The sequence below is a fragment of the Pseudoflavonifractor sp. An184 genome (assembly GCF_002160305.1).
In the GTDB taxonomy this organism is placed as follows: Bacteria; Bacillota; Clostridia; order Oscillospirales; family Oscillospiraceae; genus Lawsonibacter; species Lawsonibacter pullicola.
On sequence record NZ_NFKI01000023.1, the window covers coordinates 16,376 to 38,984 of the forward strand.

17 protein-coding genes are annotated in these 22,609 nt (G+C 53.8%); 4 read left to right on the forward strand and 13 right to left on the reverse strand.

The window, feature by feature from the left end; all coding sequences use genetic code 11:
• Positions 1-616 precede the first annotated feature (616 nt).
• From B5F19_RS09140 to B5F19_RS09160, 5 genes are all read right to left on the reverse strand, one after another.
• On the reverse strand, positions 617-1,033 hold the full coding sequence (locus B5F19_RS09140) for a sporulation initiation factor Spo0A C-terminal domain-containing protein (RefSeq protein WP_242972765.1): 417 nt from the start codon (positions 1,031-1,033) through the stop codon (positions 617-619).
• Positions 1,034-1,285: 252 nt separating this feature from the next.
• Entirely contained in the window at positions 1,286-1,693 is a 408-nt protein-coding gene (locus tag B5F19_RS09145; RefSeq protein ID WP_140394197.1) for a hypothetical protein, read from the reverse strand.
• Positions 1,683-2,624, reverse strand: coding sequence for a DUF4367 domain-containing protein (locus B5F19_RS09150; protein ID WP_087289799.1), 942 nt, complete (start codon positions 2,622-2,624; stop codon positions 1,683-1,685). The genes B5F19_RS09145 and B5F19_RS09150 overlap by 11 nt, the downstream gene beginning before the upstream one ends.
• Positions 2,625-2,723: 99 nt before the next feature.
• Positions 2,724-3,197, reverse strand: coding sequence for an RNA polymerase sigma factor (locus tag B5F19_RS09155; RefSeq protein WP_087289800.1), 474 nt, complete (start codon positions 3,195-3,197; stop codon positions 2,724-2,726).
• 23 nt (positions 3,198-3,220) lie between these two features.
• Complete coding sequence (locus B5F19_RS09160; RefSeq protein ID WP_087289801.1) at positions 3,221-3,559, reverse strand: helix-turn-helix transcriptional regulator; 339 nt, start codon at positions 3,557-3,559, stop codon at positions 3,221-3,223.
• Between the two features lie 509 nt (positions 3,560-4,068).
• Here B5F19_RS09160 and B5F19_RS17135 point away from each other — a divergent pair.
• From B5F19_RS17135 to B5F19_RS17145, 3 genes are read left to right on the forward strand one after another with little or no spacing between them, the layout of a single operon-like run.
• A complete protein-coding gene (locus B5F19_RS17135; RefSeq protein ID WP_140394198.1) occupies positions 4,069-5,154 on the forward strand; it encodes a hypothetical protein in 1,086 nt (361 codons plus the stop codon).
• Between the two features lie 47 nt (positions 5,155-5,201).
• Positions 5,202-5,681 carry a hypothetical protein gene (locus B5F19_RS17140; protein ID WP_140394199.1) on the forward strand — a complete coding sequence of 160 codons (480 nt, stop codon included), beginning with the start codon at positions 5,202-5,204 and terminating at the stop codon, positions 5,679-5,681.
• Between the two features lie 15 nt (positions 5,682-5,696).
• Complete coding sequence (locus tag B5F19_RS17145; RefSeq protein ID WP_140394200.1) at positions 5,697-6,014, forward strand: hypothetical protein; 318 nt, start codon at positions 5,697-5,699, stop codon at positions 6,012-6,014.
• A 627-nt stretch (positions 6,015-6,641) separates the two neighbouring features.
• Here the strand turns inward: B5F19_RS17145 and B5F19_RS09165 are convergent.
• From B5F19_RS09165 to B5F19_RS09175, 3 genes are all read right to left on the reverse strand, one after another.
• Positions 6,642-7,949, reverse strand: coding sequence for an NlpC/P60 family protein (locus B5F19_RS09165; protein WP_087289844.1), 1,308 nt, complete (start codon positions 7,947-7,949; stop codon positions 6,642-6,644).
• A 779-nt stretch (positions 7,950-8,728) separates the two neighbouring features.
• The gene (locus tag B5F19_RS09170; protein WP_087289802.1) at positions 8,729-11,047 is read right to left on the reverse strand and encodes a DUF87 domain-containing protein; all 2,319 of its coding nucleotides are present in this window, start codon (positions 11,045-11,047) and stop codon (positions 8,729-8,731) included.
• Between the two features lie 320 nt (positions 11,048-11,367).
• Entirely contained in the window at positions 11,368-11,724 is a 357-nt protein-coding gene (locus B5F19_RS09175) for a PrgI family protein (protein ID WP_087289803.1), read from the reverse strand.
• Positions 11,725-11,833: 109 nt separating this feature from the next.
• On the opposite strand from B5F19_RS09175, the gene B5F19_RS09180 reads away from it, so the two are divergent.
• Positions 11,834-12,220 (forward strand): hypothetical protein, encoded by a 387-nt coding sequence (locus tag B5F19_RS09180; protein ID WP_087289804.1) that lies wholly within the window; start codon positions 11,834-11,836, stop codon positions 12,218-12,220.
• 87 nt (positions 12,221-12,307) lie between these two features.
• On the opposite strand, the gene B5F19_RS09185 is transcribed toward B5F19_RS09180, so the two are convergent.
• From B5F19_RS09185 to B5F19_RS09210, 5 genes are all read right to left on the reverse strand, one after another.
• A complete protein-coding gene (locus tag B5F19_RS09185; RefSeq protein ID WP_087289805.1) occupies positions 12,308-13,147 on the reverse strand; it encodes a hypothetical protein in 840 nt (279 codons plus the stop codon).
• Positions 13,148-13,370: 223 nt separating this feature from the next.
• Entirely contained in the window at positions 13,371-13,721 is a 351-nt protein-coding gene (locus tag B5F19_RS09195; protein WP_087289807.1) for a TrbC/VirB2 family protein, read from the reverse strand.
• Positions 13,722-13,734: 13 nt separating this feature from the next.
• Positions 13,735-15,471, reverse strand: a complete 1,737-nt coding sequence (locus tag B5F19_RS09200) for a type IV secretory system conjugative DNA transfer family protein (protein WP_087289808.1) — start codon at positions 15,469-15,471, stop codon at positions 13,735-13,737.
• A 12-nt stretch (positions 15,472-15,483) separates the two neighbouring features.
• Positions 15,484-16,401: a pentapeptide repeat-containing protein gene (locus tag B5F19_RS09205; protein WP_087289809.1), complete on the reverse strand. Its 918-nt coding sequence runs from the start codon at positions 16,399-16,401 to the stop codon at positions 15,484-15,486.
• A gap of 75 nt (positions 16,402-16,476) precedes the next feature.
• On the reverse strand, positions 16,477-22,602 hold the full coding sequence (locus B5F19_RS09210; RefSeq protein ID WP_242972766.1) for a SpaA isopeptide-forming pilin-related protein: 6,126 nt from the start codon (positions 22,600-22,602) through the stop codon (positions 16,477-16,479).
• Positions 22,603-22,609 lie beyond the last annotated feature (7 nt).

Here is a 22,609-nt window from a genome sequence, read left to right on the forward strand (position 1 = left end):
CTCCACAAATAGTTTGATCGTATGTAAATCTTGTTGTAACCATATTCTCATCCTTCTCTCTTTATACTTTAAACTCATTTTCTTGCTTTGCGCGATTCCCATATTATTTGATCGGCACGTAACACGGAAACAGCAGCTATGAAACGACAAAAACCGCTCCCTCACGCAGGCGCGGCTCTTGGTATCGTGATAATGAATTGGAACAGATTTCAGGAACACACTGGGCGGCGCTGGCACGCCTAACACGGGAATTTCACCCCCTGCGGTTCTCACAGGTTGCCCTCTTTGCCTGCGACGGCTCATGGCCCGGCGGACCACTTCAACGCTCGGACTGAGACTGGACAATCGTATCTCCCCGATATGCGGGTCATCGCCTCCAGGCCCGCCACGGCCTGTTTGTGCGCGGACGGCTGCTCTCCCTATCCCTCCTTTCTCAAAGCGGGGTCATGGCCTGCTCATTCCCACACGGCTTTCCTCTCGGACGCATATCGGACGTACCCAGTGGACCTATTCAATTACCGGACTGTCGCCAGCCCGCACAGGCATATCGTATCCAATACACCTGTGCCGGTTGGCGGCGGTGTCGAAACGTCCCTCAATTTGAGGGACGTTTTTGCTATTTGGATGGATATGCGCTCTCATCCGTGTTCTCCTGGGCGTTGAGTCTTCTTAAAAAAGCAGCGGACATGTCGATAAAATCACTGACACTGGGGGAATGCGTCAGCGGAACCCCTACAACCTCGTTGAAAAAGCTGTGATCCTCTTTCTGCCAAATTACACGAACCAAGGTCCGCACAGCACGTTCCACCGCGGACGCAGAGGTGTGAAATCGCCGGGCCGTCTCCGGGTAGAGCCGTTTGGTAATCAGTTGGATATCGTTTGGCTCTCTGACAACACGGTCGATCATGTAGGCTGCGTATTGGAAGCCCACCAACCGCCCAGTAGCCCCAAGGTGCCGAAGCAGCTGTTCCGCATCCATCGGAAACTTTGCTCGAACACAGCCCTGATCGGGAACAAAGAAATAAACGTACATACTTTTCGCCCTTTCACAGTTTTTGTAAAGGAGAAGTCTGGGCAGGACAATTATCAAAAAGTTATCAAAAGGTACCTTTGACAGCCTTCATCATACCAGTTCGTCAGCTCTTTGTGGGAGGGTATACCCGGGGCAGTTGTCGACGCCGCAGGAGCAGTAGGCAAACGTATCCTGCCGAAATAGATTTCTTGCCCTTGGTTTGGGCACAAAAAAACAGGGCGGCTTGAACCGCCCTGTTGCTGGTTAGATGGTTTAGGCTTGACCCGTCACATAGAACGTCTGCGACCTGGTATCCCGGCCTGCGCTGTCTTCCGCAAAGATGGTGACCTCGACTCTATAAGGGGTTCCAACTTCACAATCTGCTGTAATCATATTGGAGTATTTAGCCGTGTTGCTCCTGCTCATACCAGTATCGTTTTCATCAAAACTCTCGACTAAATCTCCGCTGCTTCTATCATAGATATAAATGCTCTCACAGCCGATTAGGTCCATGCCATCTTTTCCAGCAACGGAAAAATTAACATAAATATTTCCATCGTCCGATTTAGCCTGCATCACATAACTTCTAATTTGATCGCTGGCTCTGGCGGAAGCTGAGACAACCACAGACATCATGCAGATAACAGCACAAAAAAGCGAAATGACTCTTTTATATCTCATTTTTGGTCACCCCTGAATACATAGAATCTAAAATAGTTTTCAGTTCAGGCACTGAAATTGTTGTTGACAATGAATACTCCAAGTCATCTTTATACCATGCCGCTACATTTTCTCCGTTGTTGGAAAAAATATAATACTCACTCCCTTTGGACTCATACAGCTCCACATCTTGCTGGTCCTTTTCATACATTCCGCTTGTTTCTTCGCTGTATAAAATGTTTAGTGTGATATTATCGTTTCCATTTTTATACCATACGTAAAAATCAAGCATATTAAACTCCGGTTGAAGATACAAGTCGGTTTCCTCAACCTGAAAGCCGTCTGGAATGTATGTAGGGAACATCAGGCTATTTATCCCTAAGACCTTCAGCTCGTTCCAAAGCTCCTGATATTCGATTGGAAGTTCTGATGGATTACTGGAGATATTCATTTCCTGCCCCGCTGCCGATTGCGTTTCAACTCCCTGTCCCGATTGAATCGGGCCAAAACTGAATGCACTTTCGGTCCAGCGGGCTAATGCCCCAAATACATCTACGCCGGCGGCTTGTGCCGCTACCATACTTCCAAACAAACAGGCAACTGTCAGCGCTGCAACCAACCCTACACGGGGTATGCGGTGGAGGCGCACATGCCTCCGCTTCTGCATGCCTTGCACAGACGGATCACCTGACAAAGAACGCACCTTCTGCTGGAAGTCTGTGTAAGAAGTTTTTGCATCTGGATACATAGGCATCGGCACTTGATCGTCCAATGCGTTAAGATACGCATCAATAACAGCAGGATCATAGTCCTCCTCTGTCATAATAGACAGTGCATCTTCCATCGCCTGCTCCAGTTCAGAAGGAGACATCTTTTTTAACCGCTCCGGCGATATATCAAGACAATCCGGCTTGCCCGTTTGATTGGAATGATGGTTCAAAGGAGATTCCATAATTGCCCCCCTTTCTTCCCCTTCCGTTTGCTATATGTCACAAGCGGGGGGATTTGTTGCAGCTAAATAAAATTTTTTTGAATTCGATTTTAAGTATGTCTATGTCTGTTGTAAAAGCTCCCGGCAACGCTTCACTGCACGGGATACCCTGCTTCGGCATCCAGTTTCTGAAATTCCAAGACGTTCTGCAATTTCATCATAGTCCATATTCTGCTCAAACCGCCATATCAGAATCTCACGATCCGCTTTTGATAATTGTTTGGGCAGCATGTCTTCCAAAGCATTGGCTGGAGTCTCCCCGGCCAGGTCGAGCAAAGAATCCAGCGAAGTTTCGGGATGGCTTTTGAGCCGCCGTCGCTCATTCAGCGCCAGGTTTTGAAGAACCCGCATGAGCCATCCCTCCGGGTTTGGATGCCGCATCAGCTCACTTTCTTGAAAAAGCGCTAAGAGGAAGGCGTTTTGCACCAAATCCTCCGATGTCTCTACACTGCCGACCATGCGGTATGCCACACGCAGCATTTTATCATGCAGATCTTCGTACAATTTTTGAAAGCGGTCATTGGCTTGTCCCAAAACAGGTCTCACCTCGATTCTCTCTATCTTTCCAGGTCAAATGCAGACAGCATGGAACAAAACTGGACCGTGAGGTCCAATTTCTTCGTATCCATATCCGCTGTGAGCTCCAGCAGCTGTTGGTGCAAAATACTCTGCCTGGCCTCTGTCAGTGTAGCGCCCAACAGAGTATTGCAATCTGTTTGAAGCGCATTGGCAATCGCAACCAGTGTCGGTAAGCTGACCTGGGTGTGGGCATTTTCAATGTGACTAACGTGCTGGTCGGAAACCTGAATCAGTTCGGCCAGTTCCTTCTGCTTCAAGCCTTTTGCCTGACGAAAGCGTCGGATATTCCGGCCGATCTCCTGATAATCTAAATCCATTATACCATACATCCCCCAAACATGAAAGAAACGGGCAGGATCATCTTTTATAGATATGGTACCGTAGTCTAGTAAATTTGGTAATGGATTATACGGGCATTTTAGCCTTTATAAATATATTTAAAAAGTGCTGCAACAAAACTAATTTTTGCAGACATATAAAAAATAGATAAGCAAAATAAACAAGTTTAAATGAAGCAAGGAGGGGAATCCAATATATTGATAACCAAAGCAACTGTAATCACAACTATAAAATGTTAGAGGAAGAAGGTTGAAATGTTGCAATTCAGCAAAGAGAAATTATTTATATAACGTAAATGTTGAAAAATAGACTGAGAGACCCGTTGCATTTTTTAAAATTGCTGTCTTATGAAATAAACAACAGATTAAGTAGGTGTTATTTTAAGGAGGTGAATTCGATGCAGTAGAACGTTTGGCAATATCAATTTAAATATATTGGAGATCTTATGTAAGCTTATCGGATTCTAATGAGAAAGGGTACGGTCAATATGAAGAGAGCATTCAAAACTGTAATCGCTACTTGCCTAATGTGTGCATCAGTGGTCAGTGTAGCCTCTGCAACAGACTTTGCTAAAGGAGAGTCTGGGTATGGTGAAAATGGTAAATATATGACCTTTTGGCCTAAAACAGGTTCTTTGACTGCTACATATTCTTCTTCAAAGAAAACAGCAACTACAAAATTGTCTTTTACATACGGGGATAAAACAGTTAAATATTTTGATGAAGTCTACTGGCCAGAGAATTTGTATCCTGGTGTAGAGATAAGAGATTTCTTTGATGCACCAGCAGAAGGAAATTTCTCCGCACCTACAGTAAGCGCCATTGTTACGAATTTACCGGATCCGAAATTTGACGTTGAAGATGATGATATTCTTCATCACAAATATAATGAAGAGGCGGAAGTGACAGCACTTGGTAAAACCATCAAAGCTGGGAAAGAATACTACATGCAGGTAGTATGGGATGATCATCGCACCTCTGAAAGCATGGGCTGTTTTGGAGCAAAAGCGGAGTTGAGTAAAAAAGGCGTGATAGACTATAATGTGGTAGACTATAAATATCTAAATGCCGATGTACCATATAATGCATCTGTAACCAACTCTACTTTGTCTACAGTACTTCAAAATACTAATTCTATAAATATTGATGTATCACAGGAGGTATCTACACCTATAACTGTAACGTTTAGAGAATATGTTCCTTTTGAAACGTTTACATCCTATACACAAGAAACCTCAATTGATCCTGTCGCAGTGCAGTTAAGAGGATTTGATTCAAGCGGAGACAGAATCACTGTTTTCATCTATACAAATAAGGCACTAGAGCAGTTCCAAACAACTGTGACAGATTTGGCCAAAGAAAATGCTTTTTCTATTGTAGGAATTACTGCTGCATACGCCTATGCAGATAATCATCAGATTGAAGAACTCAAACAAAATACCGATGTATATTCCGTTGAAGCAGTAAGCCCTAGCACCACGAATAGTATTGATTTAGAAGCAACAAATTTACAGCCTGAATTTTTACATCCTCAGACATGGCGTTTGGAGGACTGTGGTATTTTAAAACCGTAAATAGTTCTATAAACTGTAATAAAATTTTTATGTGAGGAGGCATAGAGATGAAACGATTTTTTAGTATAATAATTTCGTTTTGTATGCTGTTTTCTCTTTTCTGTGTTCCAAGCTACGCAATCGATTCCAATGCAGTTCAGGAACGCCATGTATTACCTGTGTCAGCGGTACAACAACGCAAGAATTATACATATGAATTTGATATGGATCTAGGAGATTCAAATTTTGCATACTTTATATTTTCTCCGGATAACTCCCTTGACAGTTGTCTTGTAAAACTTAATTTCATCTGGTGTATTCCTGAGTACAATGACGCAAGAGTAATGGTCGAATGGGAATCTAAATCGTTTGATCAAAAGGATTCTCAATATGAACCGATGGGTCTCTCAAAAATATTAACATATGATGACGTAGCTGAATTTCGTTTACCCCTATATATGATGCGAGATTATCGACTCAAAATTACTAACTTAGATTATCCAAATAAAAAATTTATTGCGGACTTTGTGTTAACTTTTTCAATGTAAACTGGGGATATAAGTATGGAACAAAAAGTCATCAGTCAAATTTACTACCTAATGGTGTTAATAACCTCCCTAGTATATGTATTTTTAAAGACAGGAAAGAGCATTTCTAATTTCTATGGACTCGGATTGCTTGCACTCTTCTTGTCCTTATTGTTGCTAAACTGGCAAGGAATTCTCTCATATGCTCAGATCGGGTGGATTTTATTGATTCCATTATCATTACCTATCCCTTTTTGGTTTATTGATGGAGCAAGCATATCTATTGGCCCTTTTTTAGGCTTTTGGCATCTGTTAGTTGCATTTTTCCCTATTGGTGTAAAATCCACCTCTTAAATAGACCTTAGTCTAAGTTAGAATATATGCAGTAAGAGTGGTGGATCCAATCTTAGTAGATTCGCCACTCTTTTTGTCGGTAGTGTCAACAGAGCCTTTATCCTACCGCAGACAAGCTGAGGGCCTAAATACACTTGCACCTGTCAAGAGAAAGTAGACTTTAAAAAATATTTATCAAAAGGGCCTGTTGCAAAATAGAATTTTGAAAAATCAGGCCAAAGGAAAAGTTAGCGAGAACCGTCGAACTAGCGGTTTTCGCTAACTTTTTTAAAGCACAAATTTTATTTCCGGGTCTGAAAACTGCATTTTGCAACAGACCCTTTTGTAGTCCAAGGCTGAGGCAGGACGTTAGTAGTCGAAAAAGTGCATATAGACGTCAAGAAAATTTAACAACTGTATGCATCTTGTTATTATATATAGCTGTATTAGGACTGATTCGTTATCTTTTCATCCAATATCAGTTGTTTCAATTGGGAAAATCTTAATCTTCGATTCAAAGATCTCCTGAAAGAATGCCAGTACGATAGCACCGTTATCAAAAAAGCAACAGCGGCAGCCCCCACATTGCTCTTGGTCAGTGTGGGGGGCTATTAACTTGCCTTCAGTTTAAGGGAAGTTTTTTGCCCTTCATCGAAAAATATCCGGCCTGCCCAGGTTAGTAAACCCACTGGCGGCGAACTCCGTCACCACCACGTTGTTCTGACCGCTGGAACAGTGACAGACCAGTAGTTTCCCGTCCTCCCTCCGGCCCACCACAATGCCCACATGGGAATCATCCGGGTAGAAGGCCAGATCGCCGGGCTGGGCCTCCGCCTGAGATACGGGAGCGCAGTAGGAGTGCTGGGCGCTGGCGCCTCCGCCCCGGCCAAGGATATACTCGCCGCCGGTGATGTTGTAGAAGATCCAGTCCATAAATCCCGAGCAGTCCAGGCCGTAGGGCCGGTAGGTCCCGGTTGTGGAGCTTCCGTCCGCCCACACCTGGGTAAGCTGCCCCCAGCGGCTGTCCCAGCCAATCACCAGGGATTTTCCGCCCCAAAAATAATTCACTTTTCCCACCAAAGAGAGCGCGGTCTCCACGGCTTCCCGCCTGGCCTGGTCCAGGTCCGCAGGCAGAGCATGGAGCACATCCAGCACATCGGTGCTGGTAATGGTGAGGCTGCCAATCAGGGAGGCCAGGGCCGCCCGGTCGGACAGAAGCTCCGTCAAGGCGCTGTTCTGATCCTGGGTAAAGGCATAGACGGTCCGCATATCATCGGCTGTCTTGGGCGTAATGGTGATGTGCAGGATGGATTCTGTCCAACCCTCGCCGTCATCCTCGCCTGGATGGTCTATGGTCTCCACTTTAGATGTGATCTCCGTCATGTCCCAAAATACGGCTTTCAAGCGGTTCACCCGGTTCTGGTCCAAGGTCACAACGTCCATGCCTTCGTCTTTTCCGGCGGTATGGACAGCGAACACGGCCAGGACCTCAGCCCAGTCCGGCCCCTTGCCGTGGATCACAATATCGTCGTAGTCCCCCGCCTGCAACGCCTCCAGCTTGGCGTTGTATTCCACATTGACTGCGGAAACCGCCTGTGAAACGGAAACGGCCTCCGGGGCGCTGGGCTCATTGGTAAAGAATATCCCAAAGGGGGAACTGGCGATGGCGGCGATCAGCACCACGCAAATGAGAACGACCAAAACAACGCCGCCGCCCACGAGTCCGACTAAGCTCCCCACCACAGAGGTCACGGCCCGGACTGCTGTCGCTGTCACCCTCCGGCCCAGCTCGGCGGCTCCCTTTGCGGTACGGGCTGCCTGCTGGGCCAGGCGGCGCTGGGCCGACTGTCGGGTGGCCTGGGCAGGCTTTGGAAACGCTTGAATAAATCGCCGCCGTCGTGCAGTTGTCCCGGCTCCCTGGACCTTGGGCCCCAGAGGCGGCTTGCCTCCCGGCATAGGTGCAGCACGCTCCTTTACGCCTGGGGCTCCGGTCTTGGGCTTCGTCCCGCCCATGTTGGAACGGCGAATATCCTCCCTTGCCTTCCAGACTCCCGAAGCGGGCTGATGCCCCTCGCTATGGTGGGCCTCGACATGATGGGCAGCGGGCTTCGACCTGCGGCTTGGCTCCCGATCCGCCTCTGTGGAAGATGTTTTCGGCGGCAAGCCACTTAGGTGCGTCTGTCCTTGGAGGGCTTTATTTCTCTCACGTTCTTTTGCAGCAATACGGGGGCGCTCCCGGATGGGGACCGCCTCCTGGCCGCCCCGGCTTCGTTCCCTGGGGGCTGTTCCAGCCTGGAAAGAAGATTCTCTCTCCATCATACTCCGCTCCTTTGGCGGGTTGGCTAGCTGTTGCCGTGGTGGAGGCCCCTGGTCCACCTGGACACCGCCGGTCTCCGCCTCCCCTGTGCTGTCGGCGGTCTTGGGAGCCTGCGCCTTTGGGCGGGGCCGTTTCCGGCCGCCTGATTGGAGGGACTGGACAAATTCATCCGCTCCGCGATACCCGGCCTGCTCTACCTGATCCACGGCATAGGAGCTGTCCCCAGCTTCCTGTACCTTCCGCCGGTCCAGTTCTTTTATAAACTTCTCTTTCATCAACCGGCCCGCCTGCTTCGGCGGGCCGGTGTTCTTGCGTCTGCCCTTCGGCCTGCTTACCTTGGGCTTTTCCTTGATTTCCGGCATAGTTCCTCCTTATTGCGCCAAAACTCCCCTCAAATTGAGGGGAGTTTCGACATGGTTTACTTGTCTGTGGGAGTAGTGTTCCAAAGCTGGTACAGCTCCCCGGTCCGGGGAAACTCATTGGCAAAGGGAACAATGGAGCCGGCCACCCGGAGCAGGCCGTGTCCGGCTTCCACGTTGGTAACATACCCCATTTGATTTTCGGAAATGTTCAGCAGCTTGGCCAGCTCCGCTCGGTCCGTGGCGGCCTGATTCAGCAGCACCAGAAACTCACTGTTAGCGAACATGAGCCGGGCAGTCTCAGAGCGCAGGCACTCCTCCACGTTCTGGGTGGCGGCGGTCAGCGCCGCGCCATACTTACGGAACCGCTTCCACGCCTTATAGAGGAATTGGGCGGAATAGTAATATTTGAAGAACAGATACACCTCGTCCACGAAGATCCAAGTATATTTTCCCGCCAGGCGGTTGGTAGCCACCCGGTTTTGAATGGTCTCCATGGTCACGTTGAGAGCGGTGGGCTTTAGCTGCTCCCCCATCTCGTAGAGGTCAAAGACAATGAGCCGGTTGTCCATGTCCACATTGGTCTCATGGGCGAACATATTCAGGGAGCCCTCCACGAACAGCTCGGAGGCCAGGGCCAGCTCCTGGGCCTCCCGTTCCGGCTGGCGCTTGACCTCATTTCTCCAGTCGAAGAGGGTAGGCTGCCGGGTCTTGCCGCCGCTCTTGATAAACTCGTGGTACACGCTGGCGGTGCAGCGGTCGATGATGGATTTGTGGAAGGCCCCCAGCTGGCCCTCGCCCATCTGCTGTTCACAGATGCTCATAAGCAGCTCGGACTTCATAGCCACGGGATTTTCCCCCATCCCGTAGCCCCTGGCAATCTCCAGGGGGTTGATGTGGTGGGGGCTGTTGGGCGAGAGCTCCAGCACAGTCCCGTGGAGGGCCCGGGACGTTTCCCCGTACTCCCGTTCCGCATCGATGATGATAATATCGTCCCGGGTAGCCAGGGCGATGAAGGTGATAAACTCCTTCATGGTAAAGGACTTGCCGGAGCCGGAGACCCCCAAAATGAAGCCGTGAGGGTTCAGGAGGTTTTTGCGGTTGCAGATCAGCAGATTTTTCGATACGGCGTTGATCCCGCAGTAAATGCCCCCCATGTCCTGAATCTCCTGGACGCGGAAGGGCATCAGGGAGGCGGCGGCCTCAGTGGTCAGAGTGCGGGTCACGTCGATGGACCGCAGGCCATAGGGCAGGGCGGTGTTCAATCCATCCTCCTGCTGATAGCGGAGGATGGAGAAGTCACATAGGGACTTGGAGAGCAGGGTCTCCGTGTCGGCGTTCAGCTGGTCCAGGGTGTCGGCCATGTGGAGCAGGGTCACATTGGCATAGACCATGCGCTGGTCCCTGGTGCTCAGGTCATCCAGAAATTCCTTGGTCTCCGCCCTCTGCTGTTCCAGCTCATAGGGAACCGTGGCGGTGAAGTTGTTCCTGGCATTTTGGCGCTGCTGCCACCGGGTAATGTCGCTCTCGATCCCCATGATCTGGGACTGCACATCCCGCACGGCCTCGTCGGTGGGGACAGGGAGCAGGTCAATGGACAGCACCAATGTCCGGGGGAAGTCGGCCATGCCGGTTATCATGTCATCCTTGATGTAGCTGGAATACCCCCGCATAAACAGCACCCGGCCTACCTTGCCGCCCAGCTCGAAGTGGTCGGAGAGGAACTTCATCCCATCCGGCGCGATGTAGTCTTTGAAGCTATGGCCCAGGCGCATGGTTCCGTCCAGATCGAACTTATAGAACTGCTCCTCCCCGGGCCGGAAAAAGTCATGGAAGATTCTCAGCCGCTCATAGGTGTCCAGAATTTTGGCCCCGCTGTCCAAGCGTCCCAGATTCTTGGACAGGTCCGCATCTACCCGGTGGAAGAAGGCCCGGGCTTCCTCCGCACTTTTGCGGGCCACGGAGACCGTGATGTACTTGTCCTGAATGAGGTTGTTGCTGGCCGCCGCCTTCTCCGTGAGCACCCGGTTATATTCCCGGCGGTACTTGTCCAGATCATCCCCGCACTCCCGCATCAGGACACTGTGCTGGAAGTCGGAGCTGTTGAGGCGGCGGTTGTGGATGGTGATTTTGGTCACGGCGTCGGTGGGCAGGCTGTTGAGAACACCACAGTAGGCCGTAAACATGTCCCGCTGATCCTCATAGGAGGCCAGGGAGTAGTTAATGTCGGAAAAGCGCCAGGTCTGGCTGTACTTGCCGTTGACCTGCCAGATCCCGTCCCGGTAGACACGCTGGATGGGGATAGACTGCTGAACGCTCCGGGGTATCTTAAACCCGGTCCGTTCACTCCGGTTTGCCGCGGCGAGGGTCTTACGCACAGCGGGTCACCTCCTCTCCGGCCGGGGCGGAGCCAGGCGGAAGCCACTGGGCAGCTGCCGGGGTTTGGGGAAGATGCAGAGATCGTCTTGTCATAGGAGCCTCCTTCGATTTTGGCAGAGAGAGGCCGTGATCCCCGGCGTTTCAATCCGCCGCATATCACTCCCCTTTCCGCGGAAACATAATCAATTTAAGCTGAAACGGAAAAGCGGTGGAAACTCCCCTCAAATTGAGGGAAGTTTTCGCCGCTGACTGCTTTATGGAGCACCGCTACGTTATGACCGGATGCTCGCAGTCAAAAAAAGCTGCCGAATCGTTGGATTCAGGTCCGTTTCCCTGCCTCCCACACCTTCTTCTGCTCCGGCATGGCCTGGAGGTAGAGATTTTCCGCCCGGTACACACGGGGACCGGCGCACAGGACTTGGGACTTGAAGAAGGCCCAGGCAAACCGCTCAAAGGTCAGGCCGTTGTAGCGGAAAAAGCCGGTCACGGCCACGGGGGCCGCAGCCAGGATGCACAGCCAGCTGGCGGTCTCCTGGCCCACGATGCCTTTGAGGGCAAAATAGACGCCTACCGCCGCGCCAACTGCCAGGACGGAGCACAGAAACTGGCGGGTGGACAGTCCGAAAAAGATGGTCTCCCGGTGCTGGTGGACTTCCTTTGGAATCTTGATCTCCATATATTTCCGTCACCTCAAAATTTGGATTTTTTGACACGTTTTTTGGAATATGAGATAATATTGATAGGGAAAACCGCACATTTCAAAACAAATAAAGGAGGTTTCTACTATGTTCCTGAATTTGACGCTGGCACAGCAGATGTTTTTCTTCTTCCTTGCCCTGTTTCTGATCCAGCTGGTGTTCTGTATTCTGGTGAAGCTAAAGCTCATGCCCGTATTGATCTACCTGGCCTGCGCGAACCTGATCTTTCCTGAATGGGTGGCGGCGCACCAGCTCCTATACCGGGCGATTCTGGCCGGATTGGTGCTGATAACAGTTTTCCGTTGGGTGGGGCCCAAACTGATCGAACATCTGGAGGAAAAGCGCATCATGCAGTCCATCGTGGAACAGAGCCGGTGGGCAGAGGCTATGGGCTACCGGACGGACCAGATCAGCTTTGAAGTCAAAGACGGTATGCCCCACATTAAAATCAATCAACAAGCAAGAGATGAATAGTCGCTTTCTCTTGCTCTTGCGGAAACTCCCCTCAATTTGAGGGGAGTTTTTTGTATCGGCATTAGATTGAGCCATGCTCTTTCATATTCACAGGCCAAACAACTCCTTTACAATCCGTTCCGCACCCTTGACCAGGCCCACCAGGACCAGCATGTTGAAGATGGTCTCCCCGATGTACTGCCAGGCCATGACCACAGGGGTCAGGGTGGTGTCCAGGACCGGGGAACCGCTGGACATGAAGGCGGAGAAAATGAGGCAGGCCAGAACGATCACAGCCCCCTCCATACACACGCCGATATAGGACTTGATGAACTGCTTGCCGGCGAAGCTGGTTCCCTCCCCAGCAAAAGCCGCCAGAGAGATGGGAGCCAGTGCAGTGTAAATATACAAGCGGAAGAATCGCCCGTAAACCGTCATAATCAGGATGAAGGATAAGATGGTGATGAACAGGTTTCCCAACATGGCTACCAACCATAGGGGGATGCTGGCCAGGAAGCCCACGTTCTCAATGGCATCCACCATGTCCTGTGGCACGCTGACTCCGGCGGTAGCCATTCCGCCCACGCCGTCCATTACGGACTGGACCACGCCGCCGCAAATCGAGAAAATTGTGGTCATAATCTCCATGGCAGAGCTGACTGCCACCTTGGCGGCAATAAAGCGGATAAAAAGCCGAAGGGCATATTCTGGCCGCTGCAAGTCCCGGAAGCTGGCCGCAGATTGAAACACACCCATAGCGAAGAAGAGAACCAACAGGCCATAGCCGATTGCCTTCAGGCCTTCGTTGATCCCGACGATGGCGTTCCAAATATCACCGCCATGGAACTCTTGGGGCGTGGTGGTAATCAGGGACCATATCTCGGTCAACTTGTCGTTCCAGATACCAAACGCCGATTGCAGAGCCTGTACCACCCAATTATCGCTCATGGCAGGAATCCCTCCGTTTCTTCTGAGGGAGTGGCTGATCGAATTGCAACCCCATCTTCTTGTCAAAGCCTGTCTCCCGGACCTTGTGGATCGCCTCACGCCTGAAACAGTCAAAATAGGAGCGTATATGGAACTGGTCATTCGGCATCTGGACGATGATTTTCCTGGCTCCAAACTGCGTCCTGTCACAGAAAATAATTTTGTTGCACTTCCGCATGGCAGGTCACACCACGCCGATAGCGGACAAAATTTCCTTGGAAAAAGCGATCAGCAGGCCGCCGAACACGCAGAGGATTCCCTGGGTGCGCTGGGAGGCGTCATGGGACTGGATGGACATGCCCAGCTGGACGATGCCCCAGCCCAGCACGATCACACCGATGGCCTTGATACAGGAAAAAATGAAGTCGCTGAGATTGTTGACAATGGTAAGGGGGTCGGTGTCGGCAGCCAGGGCCGGACAGGCCAAGGCGGTGCATAAGGCCAGCATGAGCACAGCGGAGAAATAGAAACGGCGGGCCGTTCTGGTCCGCCGCTGGCACATGGTCTCCAACTGGGTATTCTTCTTGTTCAACATAAAAATCAACCTCTCATTCCAAGATTTCAATATAGTCCAGGCTCTCAAACGGCATGGACAGGTCAGCCTGGGCATAAGTCAGGCCGGGGCGGTGGACGTAGGGCGCGGCTCCGCCGTCCTCCGTCAGCTTGATGTTTGGATGTTTCAGAATGTCGTACTTTTTGTCCATGACGGGCCGCTCACCCCGGATAAACAGCAGGGCATAGTCATTGTCCAGGGTCCGCACCTCGTCGGGGGTCATCAGCTCCCGGCCAGTCTGCTGATAGCTGACGGAGCTGGAGCCGTGGGACCCTCTGGACACGCTGCGGTTGCGGGTGTCCAGGGTCTCCTTGCCCAGAAGCTCGGAAATATATTTATGGGTGGATTGCTCGTTCCCGCCGAGATACACCAGCGTGTCGGCGTTGCCCAAAAGCCCCTCCCAATCATCTTTGAACAGGGCCTTGAGGGCGGAGATATTTTGGAGCACGATGGTGGACATGATATTTCGGGAACGCATAGTGGCTTGGAGTTTTCCAAAGTCATCCGGCAGGGAGACATTGCAGAACTCGTCCATCATCAGACGGACAGGGACGGGCAAGGCTCCTTGGTGTACCTTGTCGGCCTGATAGTATAGGGCCTGAAAGGCACAGGTGTAGAGCATGCCTACTAAATAGTTAAATGTGCCGTCATTGTCTGGGATAATAGCAAACACGGCCTGCTTGCGCTCCCCCATGAGCCCCAGTTCCATATCGTCCTGTGAGGTGATACGGGTGATCTGAGGCAGGATGAAGGCTGAGAGCCGGACAGCGGCGGAGATCAGGATGGACTTGGCCGTCTTGCCGGCCGCCTGCTTAAAAATTTTATACTCCCGCACGGCCACGTGGTCCGGTTCCTCTTCCTCCAGGGCTTCAAAGAGCATATCCAAGGGGGACTGAAAATCATCGTCGTCCTCCCTGGCCCCGCCGTTTTCGATCATATACATGACCATCTCAAAGTTCTGCTCCTCTGGCGGAGCCTCATGGAGCAGGTAGAGGATCAGGGCGGTGTCCAGGGCAATTTCGGACTTCTCCCAGAAGGGGTCGCTGTTGGAGGCGTTTTTGGGCGTGGTATTTTTAATGAGATTATTCACCAGCTTCATAGCGTCCTTATCGTCCTTCAGATAGGGAAAGGGATTAAATGCGTCGGAGCGGCCTGTGTCGATCAGGTCAAAGACCTTGATAACATAGCCCCGTTCCAGAAGCAGTGGGGCCACGGCCCGCATGGTCTCCCCCTTGGGGTCCGTGACCAGGAAGCTGCAATTTGCCTGCATAAGGTTCGGCTTGACAAAAAAGCGGGTCTTGCCCGCGCCGGAGCCGCCGATGACAATTTGCAGGAGGTTGCGCCGGTGAATCTTCCCATTGAGCCCCATGCGGACATTTTGGGTCAGGATGGTGTTCTGGAAGGGGTCCTTATCCCGGTACTTGGCGTTGAGCTGCTTCGGGTTGCCCCATTTGGCGGAGCCGTGTTCCTCACCGGGCCTCCGGTTTTCTCTGGTGGAGAGGTACAGGACCACGGTGAAGCCATACACCAGCAGGGCCGCCAGCATAAATTTCAGGGTGTACTCTGTCCAATGGATGGCAAAGGGCCGTCCCAGCAATTCACTGAAACGACCCATCAGATCAAAAACGGTCATGCCCTCCTCATAGCCGGAAGCCAGGAGCGCCGCCAGATAGAGGACCGGCAGGGCGAGTACCGCCCACAGGACCGGGCTCGCGGTGTTGTTCTTGTGCATGGAGCTACCTCCTCACCGTCCCGGCATGGGCGGCTGTCTACGCTTGGCCGGGTGATGTTCCGGGGCCTGTACCCCTAGAGCTTGAAAGATAGCCACCCGATTTCGGGCGCACTCCTCCGCCGTGGCTCCGCTCTGGGTGATGGCGGCGGTGTCCAGATGGAGCACAGTGCTGTCAGTCCCGCGGATGATCCGGCCGAAGGAGCACCCGTCCAGGGCGGCCCCCAGGAAGTCCAGCCGCTTCACGGTGCAGTCTATTATATTGCACCGGCGCAGGTGGGTATTGGTCAGGGAGAGAGATTGCAGGTCGCAGTCCCGAAAATGGGTGCAGGAGAGAAAGGAATTGGGAAACTGGACGTTACGGAGCAGGCAGGAATGAAATTCACAGTCGTACAGGCTGGCGTCCCGTACATCTACTTCCACTAGGCGGCAGACGTTGAACTTGCAGGACCGGAAGATAGAATCCGCGCAGAGGGCCCCGTCCGGCATGCAGTAGAGAGTCACATGGTCAAAATAGGCGTCCCGGAAAAAGCCGATGGGAAACCCGGCCTGGGCCGCCTGGTCATAAATCGTTTGATCTACGATTTTGAGGGACTGTCCAGGGCCGGCATCGAAGGTCTTGTAGGGAAAGCGGTCCTCAGAGGGGCCCTTGTCATACGCCTGGGTGAGCAGGGCCTTTTGTGTCTGAAAGGCTTGGATGGATTGACGGAGTGCCTCCACCTTTTCGGCATAGGCTCCGTTTTCCACCCTTGCAGTCCATTCCAGCATTGGCTCCAGGGGTAAATCGTTCCGGCCTTGGATATGGTCGTTGATATTCCGCAGATAGCGGGCCCGTCTGTGCCCGTTGTATTGGATGGGGTAAACGACCTCCAACAGGTCAACGATTTTCCTGCTGATCTCATGGCCGCTTAAAACGGCTTGATAGTCTGGCATACGTTTCTCCTTCCAAAAGGGAGCGCCGAAACTCCCCTCAAGTTGAGGGAAGTTTCGACGCTTCGGGATTTTAGTTTAATAGCCTGTTCTGGGAAGGGGCTCCGGCTTGCCGTACACCGTTGTGACCCAACGAGTTACTGCCTGAACCCACTGGCCGTTGTAGACGCCGCCCACATCGGCCACATTGACAAAGGAACTTCCTGCTGCCAGGCCATTGATGGCGGTACAGTGGACCACGGGGGCCTCCACTTGGGCAAAACCAGCTGGGGCCTGGCCGAATACGAACATGATCTCAGTCACGCGCTCATTGGCGGCAAGGCCCAGGGCCACGGAGGATGCGGCCAAAGTGTAGTTCTGGCTGGTGGAGAGGTTATCCGCCAGCGTGCGGTAGTCCCCGGTCCCGTTGACCTTGTAGACGATCTTATAGGTGCCGGGGAAGTTGTAGGTGCCCGTCACCACCTGCTCCAGCCGGACCTGGGCGGGCAGGGTATCGCGCCAGTAAAAACTGTCAAGGCGGACGTTGGAGGTGTTAGCGATCCCGGAGAAGGTGTAGCGCACCGGCTGGCCGCTGACAACCTCCTTGGGCCCTGTTTTGGAGATGGACACGCCGGTGGACAGGCTCTTGTTTGTTACCTCAAAGCGGAGGATCTGGCCCTCGTACTCCAAGTAGGCCGTCAGAACCTCTTCATTGACGCCGTAGTGGTCCGGGCTCTTGACCTCCCGGATAGTATAGCGGGAGAGGGGGAGCTGCTTGGACACGGCCAGACCCCGGCTGTCGGAACGAATGGTGTCCACCGCGTTCCCGGCCTTGTCGTAGATTTCAAACACGGCCCCCTCCAGGAGGGTGCCCGCAGGCAGGCCGGTGGTGGGGTTATAGTCAGCGGACCGCTTGATGATCTGGATTTGCCCGGTGATGGGGGTATTTTCCCACTCCACCAGCGTGGTCTCCCCAGCCTTGACATAAACAGTTCGGAGTTGGGTGTCCGGGATATAGCCCTCGTTTTCCAGTTCGCGCAGATAGTATCTGCCGCTCTCCGTCAGGCCCTCGAACCAGGCGTAACCCCGGTCATCGGTGGTCTGCTGGTCGATGGGGTTGTGGCTGCTGTCGTGCAGGATGAAGGACACGCCGGGGATACCATCACCGTCCGCGGTGGAAATTTTGTGGAGCAGAATACCGGAGATGGGCGCGTTGGTCACGGTGAGGGGGGTGGTCCTGTTTTTCTCCACGGTAAAGTAGACGGGCGTGGGGTCCAGCCGGAATGTGTCCGGGCAGTCGGTCTCCACGGCGTAGTAATTGCCGGCCTCAAGAGAAATATAGACCTTACCGTTTCGCCCGGTGGTCACGGTGTCCACCAGGGCGTCATCCGACACCCGGCGAATTTCAAAGGTAACGTCCGGAATCGTCTCAGACTTGTCCGCCTCGCTCACCTTTGTCAACTCTGCACCGCCCACGGCATCGTTATAAAAACGGAGCGTCTGGGTGTCGTTGGGGTTGATGGTGACGGTCTGGCTCTGGCTGTCCGGGTCGATGGTATAGCCCTCCACGCTCTCCAGTTCCGTCACGATGACGGTGCCGGTGAGCCCGGACAGGGTGATCTTCCCTGTGGAATCGGTGTAATAGAGGCCATTGGAGGACAGTGTGCCTCCGGCGGCGTCCACATACTGTCCGTTGGCGTATTTGACCTCGAATTTGACGCCCTCCAGCGGGACGGTGCTCGTGCCATTCCGCCCCCACTTCTCAATCACCAGATTACCCAAGGGCTGGTTGCGGAACTCCACCGTGACGGTCTGGCCCTCTTTCACCTGAACAGTCTGGGGGGTATTGTCCAGCAGGTAGCCGGGCTTTGCCCTGGTCTCTTTGATGACCAGCGTGGTGCCCGGCTCCACGCCTTCCACCAGGAAAGAACCGGCGGAGTCCGTCACAAACTTGCCGTTGGCGTCGCCCACCACGGCCCCGTCCGCCGTGGTCACAAAAAACTCCACATCGCTCAGGGGGCTGTTATCGCTGGCCGACACCTTCTTGACTAAAACGGCCCCCTTGGGCGCGTTGCCAAAATAGAGGGTTACAATGTCCTGGTCCTCGCCGGAGATGTAGAAGGACTGAGGCGCGCTGTCGATAACGTGAGCCCCGTCGCTCTCCAACTCCTCGCAAATGTAATAGCCCGCTTTGAGGCCGGTGACGGTGAAGGAGCCGTTCTCCGAAGTCACATAGGTCCCGATGACCGTGCCGCCGGTGCCGGAGGTGCTGCCGCCTAGGTAGCTGAGCTGGAAACGGCAGTTGGGAAGGGCAGCCCCCGTCACACTGTCCCGTTTATACACCACCAACGCCGACAGGGGGGTATTTTCAAACAGAAATGTATGGCCCTTCCCGGCCTGCACGAACGCCTCCTGGGTGTCGCTGTCCTTGATGGAGAATCCGGCGGGCGGTTCCAGTTCCTTCACCCGGAACCAGCCGTCCCGCAGGCCGTTGTCCGGACCGGTCAGTTCAATGCGGCCGTTCTCGTCTGTCGTGAACACGCCCAAGTCGTTGTATTCGCCGGTCTCCGTGTCGTTGCTGGCATACCAGACTTGGAAACGAACATTGCTTAGCCGCTCATGGGTGATAGAATTTTCCTTGATGATCTCGATGGTGGGCGCCTTATGATTTTCAAAATAGGCGGTGTGGTCCCGGTTGGGATAGAGGGTGACGAGCTGGGGCTCCGCGTCCATCAAATAAGGGGACGGCACCGACTTTTCGGAGATTTCGTACACGCCGGGTAGTAAATTCTCCAAAACGGCCTTTCCATCCGGCCCAGTCTTGATCTCGTCCACGCTGTGTCCGTCTGCCGCTTCCACAAGAAAGACGGTATCTGCAATCGGAGCGCCGCTGTCGGCGTCCCGTTTCACTACCGTCAAATTGGGCCGGCGGTCATTTTCCAGGTCAATGGTGCTGTCCCTGCCGGGGAAAAGCTGGATGTGGTGCTCCCGGGCGTCCAAAATGTGATCCGACACCGTGGCGGTTTCCACCAGGGAATAGGAGCCGGGCTCCAGCCCCTCCCAGGTGATGGTCCCGTCCGGCCCAGTGGTGCGGTCCAGGTAGTGTCCACCGTCCTCCACCTTGGCCAGGCGAAAGGTGACGCCCGCCAGGGGGGTGCCGTCCGAGCTGGTCTTGGTGAGGGTGAGGGAGGGCAGCTTGCTGTTGGTGAACACAAATTCCGCATTTTCGTTGGGGTCCAGGTGGATGATCCGCTGGGCGTCATCAATCACATAGCCCGGACACTCCAGTTCTGTCACCACATAAGCACCCACAGGGAGCTTGCTGAGGTCAATGGTCCCATCCTCCGAGGTCGTATATTCCTCGGGGCCCCAGGAGCCGTCCACCGCTTCAATCCGGAAACGGGCGTTGGCGATTGGTTTGGAGAGGTCGGCGCTGTCCACCTTCGTCAAATGGATTCCCGGCTTCAGGTCGTTAAAGAAAACCAGCTCCTTGATGCCATCCCCAGCCTTCAGCTCCAACTCTTGGGGTGTTGTGATGGTAATGTGAGCATCGTCGCTCTGCTTCTCCTCCACCCGGTAAGTACCCGGCTGACAGTCGGTGAGCAGGATTTCACCTGAGCTGTCCGTCTCATAATCGCCCAGGTACTCGCCGTCTCTCCAGATACTGAATATAATGTCACTTAACAGTTCCTTGCTCGTCCGGTCATACTTGGTGATCCGCAGGCCGGGCAGCTCCTGGTTGATAAAATAGGCTGTAGAAGTCTCGCCGGATACCACCGTGGCGGTCTTTACCGTCTCCACATCGGCCTGCCAGCCGGGGATGCCGGAGATCTCCCGCACCTCGTAGCCGCCGGGGGCCAGTTCCGTAAACTCAATGGAGCCGTCCGGCCCAGTCTGGCCGGACTGGGTCTCCCCAGTCTCCAGATTCTTGATTTGGATGGTTACACCCTCCAGCAGCTCGCCGGTGTCGCTGTACTTCTCCACCCGAAGATTGCCGTATGGCTTGTTGGTGAAGGTCAGCTCGGCCATCTGCCCCGCTGTCACATTGACGTGCTGGGTGCTGTTTTCCCCTTTCAAGTACCATTTCGGCGGGGTGAGCTCCTCCACGGTGAAGTGGCCGGTCTGGTTCAGCTGGACAGTCACCGTTCCGTCCGAGCCAGTGGTATAGGTACTGCCCACAGTGGAGCCGTCCGGAGCAGTGATTTTGAACACGGCCCCCTCCAGGCCCAGGGTCGTCCCTTCCTCCAGCTTGGTGATTTTGATGCTGGTGCCGGGGCCTGGGTCGGGTTCAGGTTCAGGTTCCGGGGCCGGGTCGGGATCAGGGTCCGGCTCATCCGGCGTGTCATGCTCAAAGTTAAAAGGGCTAAAAATATGGAGTCCAAAACTCCGCTGCTCGGAGAAAATTGTATCTCGGATGGGGCGGGCATACTGAATGGTATCCACATAGCTGTCGCACTCGGCAAAGCCGTTGGTGGAAACCAGTTCCTCCCCGGTGGGGGTGCCATTCTCGTCCAGAGGATACTCCAGGAACTGCTCCTTGGCCTGGCGCATCCACTGGGCCATGTTGACGGTGGTGGAGGACTGGTCCCAGATCAGGTTATACTGCTGGGACGCCTCGTTGTTGTAGAGAGAGTAGGCCATCATGTCCCGCAGAGTATAGGCCCGGCGGCCGCCGTCCGGGTCCCGGAGGATCATGCCGGTCTCCACAATGATCCGGTACTTGGTCCGCAGATTGCCGTCCTTGTCCTTGACATATTCAGACCACTTCTCCATGGCCTCATCTTCACTCCAGCCGGGGTTGGAGCCGCCGGAGTGGTTGTCAGTCTCGGTCAGGCGGCCCAGGAGATACAGGAAGGCGTCGTTGGCCTCATACACCTGATACAGGTTTCCGGGGGTGACGGACTGGGCGTCGGTGCCCCACATGGAGGTATAGTCCCCGTTGAGCCAGCCAGTGGACCAGGAATCGGAGTTCAGGTGGAACATCTGCTCCTTCTGCTCGTTGGTAATTCCGGTTTCCGACTGGAACTCATCGGCGGTGGTTACCCACCGCTGGTTGTAACCTACCGTGGCGTCATAGGAGTAAACGCCATTGCTCACCGAGGAACCGGCCATAAGCTGGGGAGCGTTGGCGCCCATGGCGTTATAGTGCATAGCGCTGGAGTTGTACCAGGTGACGTCGCTGCGGCACTGGTCCGCGGACCAGCCGTTGCTCCATACTACGTTCAGGGGCGTGCCCACCACATGCCAGGTATTCCAGTCCATGGTATTCAGGTCGGTGACCACGCCGCCCGGAAATTCCACCAGGGTGAAGCGCAAAAATGTCCGCTCCGGGTCGATGGCCCAGGCCACGTTGGAGGTGTGGGGCTTCTGTCCGCCGGGGCTGCCGGGGTTGTAAGCGCCCACGTCTCCGGTGGGTGTGACATTGGACGGAGCACGGTTGGGCTTGGAAGTCTGGGGTGCGAACATCCCCAGTGTGAAGCTTGGGTCCGCACTGTAAACCGTAGAAATTTCATAGGGCACCTGGTAGGCGGAAATGCCGCTGTCCGCCGGAGCGCTCTCCGTCCACTTTTCATATTTTCGGTAGGTCTCCCCGTCCAGGCTGTATGTTTTCAAGCTGGCGGGGTCGCCTGTGGCCCGGCTGACGGTCACAGTCTGACCCTCCATGCGAACCAGTAGGGTCTCTCCGCCTTCCATAGCCTCCTCCTGGAGCTGGGCCAGGCGTTCCGCCTCCCCGTAGGGACAGGGGATGACATACTCAAATCGGGTCAGACGGGAGTTAAATATTTTCTCCGCGTCCTCCCGGACATAGGCGATGCTGGGGATCAGGTCGGGCAGGTTGACCAGGATGCCGTCCTTGTCCACCCAGCCGGTGTCCTCCAGAGTGCCGCCGGTCCAGCCGCCCTCGGAATAACCGATCTTCAGGCGGCTGTCTCCATCTTCCAGCAGGGCAAAGGGCTCTCCGGCTGGGATCTCTGCCTCCTGGGTGGTCCCAGCCTGGCTGGAGTAGACAGTCATGGGCTCCTCCCCGCCGTTCCAGGCGGTGGTTCCGGCCGGGGCCAGTTCAAAGTTTCCCGTGGGGGCATAGGCCGCTTCTGCCTGCGTTTTTGCCGCAGGCTCGGGCACCTCTGCCGCTAAACCGTTGACTGGCAGCATCCCCGCCGCCATGACCAGGGCCATGAGACCGGAGACCGTCCGTTTCCAGTGGTGTTTCAGGTGTTTCAACATGTAAATT